Source organism: Thermus thalpophilus, from assembly GCF_022760915.1.
GTDB classification, from domain to species: domain Bacteria; phylum Deinococcota; class Deinococci; order Deinococcales; family Thermaceae; genus Thermus; species Thermus thalpophilus.
On the sequence record NZ_JAKTNS010000064.1, the window covers coordinates 1 to 6,393 of the forward strand.

The window sequence follows — 6,393 nt, forward strand, 5'->3', positions numbered from 1 at the left end:
GGTCCACGGGGCACCTCCTCGTGCTAAGGTGTGCCCCCCTATTAAACACGGACCCTTACACATAAATCCTTACACGACCCCCCCGGAAGCACGAACGCCACGAACAGGCGTTTTTCCCCAGTCCCCCGAGCCTTCACGCACGCCCTCGAGGGGATCGGCGAGGCGGTCTTAACCCCTCCCATCAGACGGAAGGGGAGCCAGTTTCTACATTCCCCCTCCATGCACGCGTCCCGCCCCGGGCGGTTCAGGTGGCTTGGGCGCCTAGCGATACTCCCGTATAACAAGCCCCGGGCTTGTTATACGAAAGGGGGGGTGCAGTATCACAAGAAGGCCATCGCCCGCTCCGGCCGCTTCAAGTTGGGGCCCTAGTGGGAGCCTCATCCCCCGCAGGCTTCTAGCCGCCTACGCAGGGTGAGGGATCGGTGGGGATGCGTCCTCTCCTCCGCTTCGCCGGAGCGGGCCCTCTGGCGCTCCAGGTAAGCCTCCACCTCCTCGAGGTGGCGCAACGTCCAGGCCAGCGCGGCGTGGACGTCGGCGAGGGCCAGGCCGGGGTAGGCCCCCGCTATCGCTTCAGGGGAGCGGCCTTGGCGGTGGAGTTCCAGGGGGTCCTCGAGGAAGACCCGCCTACCCTTCAGGTGGAGGTCGCCCGCCTCGTTCGTGGCCACGGGTACCCGCTCGCTGAGCGCCATGACGGGGCTCCCCCCGGTCCTAGGGGGCGGGGATGAGGTTGAAGGCCTTGAGGCGCAGGGTGAGTTCCCCTTGCCGGAGCTGGTAGCCCACCTTGTCCCCCGTTAGGTTGATCCGGGCCCCGATGCGGAAATTCCCGCTCCTGATCAGGTCGTAAACCTGGGTCCCCGGGGTCACGTCCAGGGTCAGGTCAAGCGTTCCCGCCTCGGAGGGGTTCAGGTTGACGCTCCTTTGGGCCACGAGGAAATCCCCGCCGCTACCGTCGTACAGGTTGCCGTCGCTTGCGGGGGCCATGCGGACCTCGAGGGTCACCCCGGCGGGAAGGGTCCCCGTGTTGGTCAGGTCGGCGGCGAAGACGATCCGGCCGTCCACCAGCGCCTCGGCGCCCGGGACCGAAAGGAGCTGGCCCTCGGGCGCCTCGGGAACCCGCAGGGAGGTTTGGGTGAGGTTCAGCTCGCCGGAGCGGTCCGCCTCCGGGACGAAGCTAAGCCAGTCCACTTCCAGCCGGGTCACGGTGTGGCCGCTGCAGGCGGCAAGCCCCAAACCCAGGGCTAAGAGCAAAAGGGCGCGCTTCACGTTCTTCCTCCTAAAAACCCACGGACAGGGCCAGGCCGTACACGGTGCCGCCCACCAGGGGCGCCTCGTGGGTGGTGAGGGCGAGGTCCAGGTTCACGCCCTCCAGGTCCAGCCCGGCGCCAAGGCCAAAGCGCAAGCCTCCTTCCACGCCCACCCCCAGGCGCAGGGCCAGGGGGCCGATCCCGTACTCCGCCCCCAGGTGGAAGGCGGGGGCGGTGGCCCCGAACTGGGCGTCGGCGGCGAGGAGCAAGGTACTCCCCTCCAGGGGCAAGCGGTAGGTGCCGTTCACCAGGAAGATGGGCGCTGAGAAATCGCTCCGCTTGGTGAGGGCTTGGCGGCCCGTTTCCACCCCGTCTTGCGCCGTCACCTCCACCCCCGACCACTCGCTAAAGCCGAGGAGGTTGCGGGCGCCAAGGCCCAAGGCCCAGGCCCCGCCGTCCACCGCCACGCCAAAGTCCGCCCGGAGGCCGTATCCTAGGCCGCTTCCCCCCAGGCCGAGGGTGCCCTCTAGGAAGCCGGGGTAGCTGAGGAAGTAGCGGGTTTGGTAGGAAACCCCGTTGGGATTGCCGTTGGCATCAAAGGTGGGCCGGGCGGAGGCCTGGGCTTCCACGTAACCCGTCCCGTAGAAGCCTTCGCCCCGCACGCCCACGTAGACCCTGCCCAGGCCGGGCACCTCGGGCAGGGGGGCGCTGAAGCCCAGGGCGAGGCTCAAGCCGCTGGCGAAGGCCCCTTGCCCCTCGAGGGCGCAAGGGCTCGGTTCGTTGGCCCCGCTGGGCTTGCACCCGTCCAGACTGCCCTGCGCCAAGGCGGAGGCGAGGGCGCCGTTGGGGGCCAGGCGCACGCCCTGGGTGCCGAAAAAGGGCCCAAAGGCGAGGTAGGTCCCGGGCCCCAGGTCCAGGTGGATGGGCAGGAAGGGCGATGGCACCAGGGCCTGGGGCTTTTCCGCTGGCTGGCCCACCTGGAACTCCGGCACGAGGCTACGGCCCTGGCCGTCCGTGATGGATAGGCCATGGGCGCTCACGCGGAACACCACCTCGTCGGGGCTGCGGGCCGGGTTGAGCAAAAAGCGGTCCAAGTGCGCGACCTGGTCGTAGAAGCTCAGGAGGTCAAACCCGTTGCGGAAGGCGTTGGGATCGGTGAAGTAGGCGAAGGGGCTCGTGTCGGTGAAGCTCGGTAGGAAGCGGAGTAGGCCAATGGGCACCGGGAATCCCTTGCGGCCGTAGGCGTCCGGGAAGGAGACGTAGGCGGGGTTGGCCCAGGCGTAGGCGGGCCCGGGCAGGACCACGCCGCCCATGCCCAGGGCCCGTGCGTTCTGGGCCAGCCCGCTCGTGGGGAGGGCGGCGAGGACCAGGGCGCTCCAAATCCAGAGCTTCTTCATAATGTCCTCAGCCTACGGGGCCTCTTTTCCGGCTGTCAAGGGCCATCGCCCAAGCGGGGTGCGCTCAACGAAGCGGGGGCCGGGCCGGAGCCCGGCCCCGGGACCCGCCCGTCTAGGGGCGGAGGTTTCCTTGGCTCGCCCTGGAGGGTGGGGTACCTGGGGACTCCCCCCAGCGCCCGGGCGGCGCACGCCAGGCCTACCCGCCCTCGAGGACCCTACTTGAGGACGAAGAAGCCGGGGTTGAGGGATATATCGGTCTGGGTCGCGCCACTGGTGAAGGAGGTGCTGAGCGTACACCCGCTTGCGCTGAGTTTGCTCAGCTCGCTCGTGGGGGTGACGTAGTAGAGGCTGTCCCCCACCGTGATCTTGTTGCTGCTCGAGGAGAGCGTGTAGCTCTTGGGCGTGTAGTAGGTAGTGCCCCCTGGGGTGAAGGAAAGGGAGGTGTTGGGCGGGGCGAGGTCGTAGACGGTCACCGTGCTCGTGCCCGTATAGGTCAGGGTGCAGGATCGGGCGTAGTTGCTGAAGGTGTAGGTGAAGGTGGGGGGGAAGTAGCCGAGGCTACTGAGGACGTTGTTCCCTTGCAGGGTGTCCCACCAGGAAGCCACCGTGAGCATCTGCCCCGTGGCGGTGGTGGTGCTGGTGCCCGAGGTGGCGGTCCCCGATTGCTGGGTGGAGCCCACGGTCATGTTGTAGGTGGCCCTTGGGGTGAAGGAAACGCTTTGCTTGCTGGGGGCGGTGAAGCTCTGCAAGCGGGACGGCAGGTAGGAAGTGGGATTTCCCGAGGAGTACCCCGAGGGAATTATGTTGGGGGACGGGGAGAACTGCGCCGTGAGCGTGGGGAGGCTCGCGCGGACGCTCCCCATGGCACTAGGGGCACCGAAGCCCGTGTCCCAGCAGTCCGCCCCCGACAGGATGAAGGTGACCCCCTCGTTGGGGCTGTAGGCGTCCGTGGCGGTCCCGCCGCAGTCGTCGGGGCCGGAAACGCTGACGCCCACCGTTCCTTGCCAGTAAAACCCGCTCACCCCGGAGGCGTAGGCGTTCATGAAGGCGTAATTGCCGCTCGTGAACGCCGAGAAGAGGCTTTGGGGAAGCACCGCCCGTTGCGTGGCCCGAGCCCAGTTGCCCACGCCCCCACCCCCGCACCAGCCGTACATGTCCACCCCGTAGACGCTCCCCGGGGCGAGGCCGGAGGGGATGGTGAAGGAGCCGTTGTAGTCGCTCGTGGCGGTGCATCCCGTCATCCGGTAGTAGAGGGTCATCCCGCCCGTGGGGACGGCGAAGGTGAACTCGCTCGAGCCGCTCAAGGTGCCGATGATCATGGCGGCTATTGGCGTGCCGACAAGCGATACCCAGAGGGCCCCGCCCAGCACGATTTGCCAGGTGGGCAGGGAGCCACTAGGCCTGATCTCGGCGTAGAAGGTGGCGTTGTTCTTATCGAAATTCGGGTCGGAGCTGATGAGGAGCTTCCCGTTGTTGAATATGCTCCCCTGGCTCGCCCTGGCCCGCATGTGGATGATGGGCAGGCCCCCTTGGGTGTAGATGGCGTTCACCTGGTAGACCCTGCCCCCCTGGGCGGTGAAGACGCCGTAGAGGTGGCCGCCACCTAGAGGACCGTTCCGTTCCCACGGAATGTAGTGGTTCGTCTGCAGGTCCGTGCCGCTCAGGGTGCTGGGCAAGGCCTCGGTGCCGTTGGCGAAGGGCCCCCGTCGGGCCATGAGGATGTGGACCTTCTGCGAGCCCGTGAAGTTCCCCAGGGCCACCTGGTACCGCCCCCAGTCGGTGAACTTCTTGGTGTCCCCGGCGAGGGCGAAGGGGGGGAGGAGGCCCTGGAGCGCCAGGGCCAGGCCCCCGAGGAGGGAAAGGCGCTTCATCCCCTTCATCCTTCCCATTGTGGGGTCCTTTCGCCCCGGGGCGGGGGATTCAAAAAAGGGGCCGGAATGGCCCCACAAGGGCGGGTTTCGCCCCAAGGTTTTACCACCCCGGGGGGAGGGCCCAGTCGGGGAGGCTCACCGCCCCGGGCTCGGTCAGGTTGCTGAGGCCGTTCGGGGTGAGGCGGCTCAGGGCGGGGACCCGGTCGTTAAAGGGGTAGAAGGTGTTGTAGAGGGGCACCCCGCTCATCTCCTGCAGGCCGAAGAACTCGTCCAGGCGGGCGCTGGTGGCGAGGTCGTAGGTGTGGAAGCCGAGGCCCACGAGGCGGCAGTCGGGGGCGTCCCGGGTCCCCCCCAGGTAGGTGTCGGACCAGGCGATGTGCCAGTTGTCCTCCCCGTAGGGGTGGGCGGGGTTCGGGCGCCAGTCCACCCGGTTGGTGGTGCGGTAGAGGACGGCCAGGCGCACGGTCCGGTTGGGGTAGTCCCCGTTCCCGAAGACGGGGTAGCGGGGGTCCTCCCTTAGGAGGCCGATCCGGTACCAGCCCTGTTGCCCCAGGCCCCAGTTGTCGGTGGGGCTTCCCTGCAGGTTCCGGTAGCCGATGACGTCCCGCCCCGCCAGGATGACGTGGTGGGTGTGGTAGGAAACGTCGGGGAAGAGGATCCTGGCGTCGATGGTGTTCAGGAGGTCCTGGGGGATGAGGCTGTAGTCGGTGGGCAGGACCCGGGGGGCGTAGGGGACGAAGTAGACGGAGAAGATCCACCCCACCCCGGGCTGGCAGAAGACGGCGGGGGGCGTGGCGGTCCCTTGCCCCACCTGGAAGGCGTAGTAGTCCAGGTTCTGCCAGTAGAACTGGTTCTCGGCGAACTCGGGGATGTAGCGGGTGGAGATGTTCTGGTAGACGGGCATCCGGTACAGGTTGGCCCAGACCGCCCCGTAGTCCAAGACCCCCCGGAAGAAGGGCTTGTCGTCGTGTTCGGGGGCCCGGCGGAAGCCCTCGGCCTTGGTGGGGGCCTGGAGGAGGGGGGCCTTGCCGGGGCGGGGGGTGTAGGTGTAGGTCTGGGTGTAGACGTAGGTCTTCCCGTTCAGGGGGTCGGGGCTCGCCTTAAGGCGGTCCAGGTAGTCGTAGGGGTCGCGGAGCCAGGCGGCGGGGCGGGTGGCGAACCGTTGCTTGACGAAGGTCCACGTCCCCCCCACCATCCCGTCCTTGCCCGTGAGGGCGGGGAAGGCTTCGTAGGGGATGTAGGGGAAGAGGGGGCCCTCGAGGTCGCTTAGGGAGGTTTTGGCCTTCCTCACCCAGGCGTCCCGGCACTCCTGGGTTTCGCAGGAGTCAGCGTAGGCGGACATGGCGTAGGGCTTGCCCATGTAGGTGAGGAAGCGGTACTGGGGGAAGCCGGGGAAGCTCACGTACCCGAGGACGGGGCCCCCCGTGGCGGCCCGCTGGTACAGCTCCCCGTAGACGGTGAAGGGGAAGTCGGTGTTGAGGTCGTCGTAGGTCTGGCCCGGGTGGTTGACGTAGATGGCGGAGTTGGGGCCGCTGCAGAGCTCGGGGGGGATCTCCTCGTAGGGGGCCTGGGGGTTCTCCAGGTAGAGGCACTCGGGGCGGACGGGGGTGCTTCCCTGGAGCTGGCACCCGCCGAAGCCCCCGAGGAGAAGGAGGCCGAGGAGGTAGAGGGGGAGCCGGAGGAGGTTCCGCTTGGCTCGTTCCATGACCTGGAGTATAGCGGGCGGGGCTGACCTCTCATCACTTTTCCCACCCCTGTACCAGTTGCTGAAGAAGACCTGTGAGCGTCCGCGCCGCCACACTCCGCAGGGAGGGGGGCCCCTGGGCCAGAAGGAGGCGGGCTAGTCGGAAAAGGCTCTGCCGCTCCGGATGCGCCACCACC

The 6,393-nt window shown here is 67.9% G+C and carries 5 protein-coding genes; all 5 read right to left on the minus strand.

What is annotated here, in order from left to right; translation table 11 throughout:
- Nucleotides 1-377 precede the first annotated feature (377 nt).
- Nucleotides 378-689 carry a DUF433 domain-containing protein gene (locus L0D17_RS12770; protein WP_243095649.1) on the minus strand — a complete coding sequence of 104 codons (312 nt, stop codon included), beginning with the start codon at nucleotides 687-689 and terminating at the stop codon, nucleotides 378-380.
- Nucleotides 690-708: 19 nt separating this feature from the next.
- Nucleotides 709-1,263, minus strand: a complete 555-nt coding sequence (locus tag L0D17_RS12775; protein WP_243095650.1) for a hypothetical protein — start codon at nucleotides 1,261-1,263, stop codon at nucleotides 709-711.
- A gap of 10 nt (nucleotides 1,264-1,273) precedes the next feature.
- On the minus strand, nucleotides 1,274-2,641 hold the full coding sequence (locus L0D17_RS12780) for a hypothetical protein (protein ID WP_243095651.1): 1,368 nt from the start codon (nucleotides 2,639-2,641) through the stop codon (nucleotides 1,274-1,276).
- 215 nt (nucleotides 2,642-2,856) lie between these two features.
- Entirely contained in the window at nucleotides 2,857-4,512 is a 1,656-nt protein-coding gene (locus L0D17_RS12785; RefSeq protein ID WP_243095652.1) for a hypothetical protein, read from the minus strand.
- A 100-nt stretch (nucleotides 4,513-4,612) separates the two neighbouring features.
- Nucleotides 4,613-6,217, minus strand: coding sequence for a hypothetical protein (locus tag L0D17_RS12790; protein ID WP_243095653.1), 1,605 nt, complete (start codon nucleotides 6,215-6,217; stop codon nucleotides 4,613-4,615).
- Nucleotides 6,218-6,393: the final 176 nt, after the last annotated feature.

What these genes read in the sequence shown, in the direction of transcription:
- L0D17_RS12790 (WP_243095653.1), bottom strand. Translation starts at nt 6,217, where the DNA reads ATGGAACGAGCCAAGCGGAACCTCCTCCGGCTCCCCCTCTACCTCCTC.
- L0D17_RS12780 (WP_243095651.1), bottom strand. Translation starts at nt 2,641, where the DNA reads ATGAAGAAGCTCTGGATTTGGAGCGCCCTGGTCCTCGCCGCCCTCCCC.
- L0D17_RS12770 (WP_243095649.1), bottom strand. Translation starts at nt 689, where the DNA reads ATGGCGCTCAGCGAGCGGGTACCCGTGGCCACGAACGAGGCGGGCGAC.
- L0D17_RS12785 (WP_243095652.1), bottom strand. Translation starts at nt 4,512, where the DNA reads ATGAAGCGCCTTTCCCTCCTCGGGGGCCTGGCCCTGGCGCTCCAGGGC.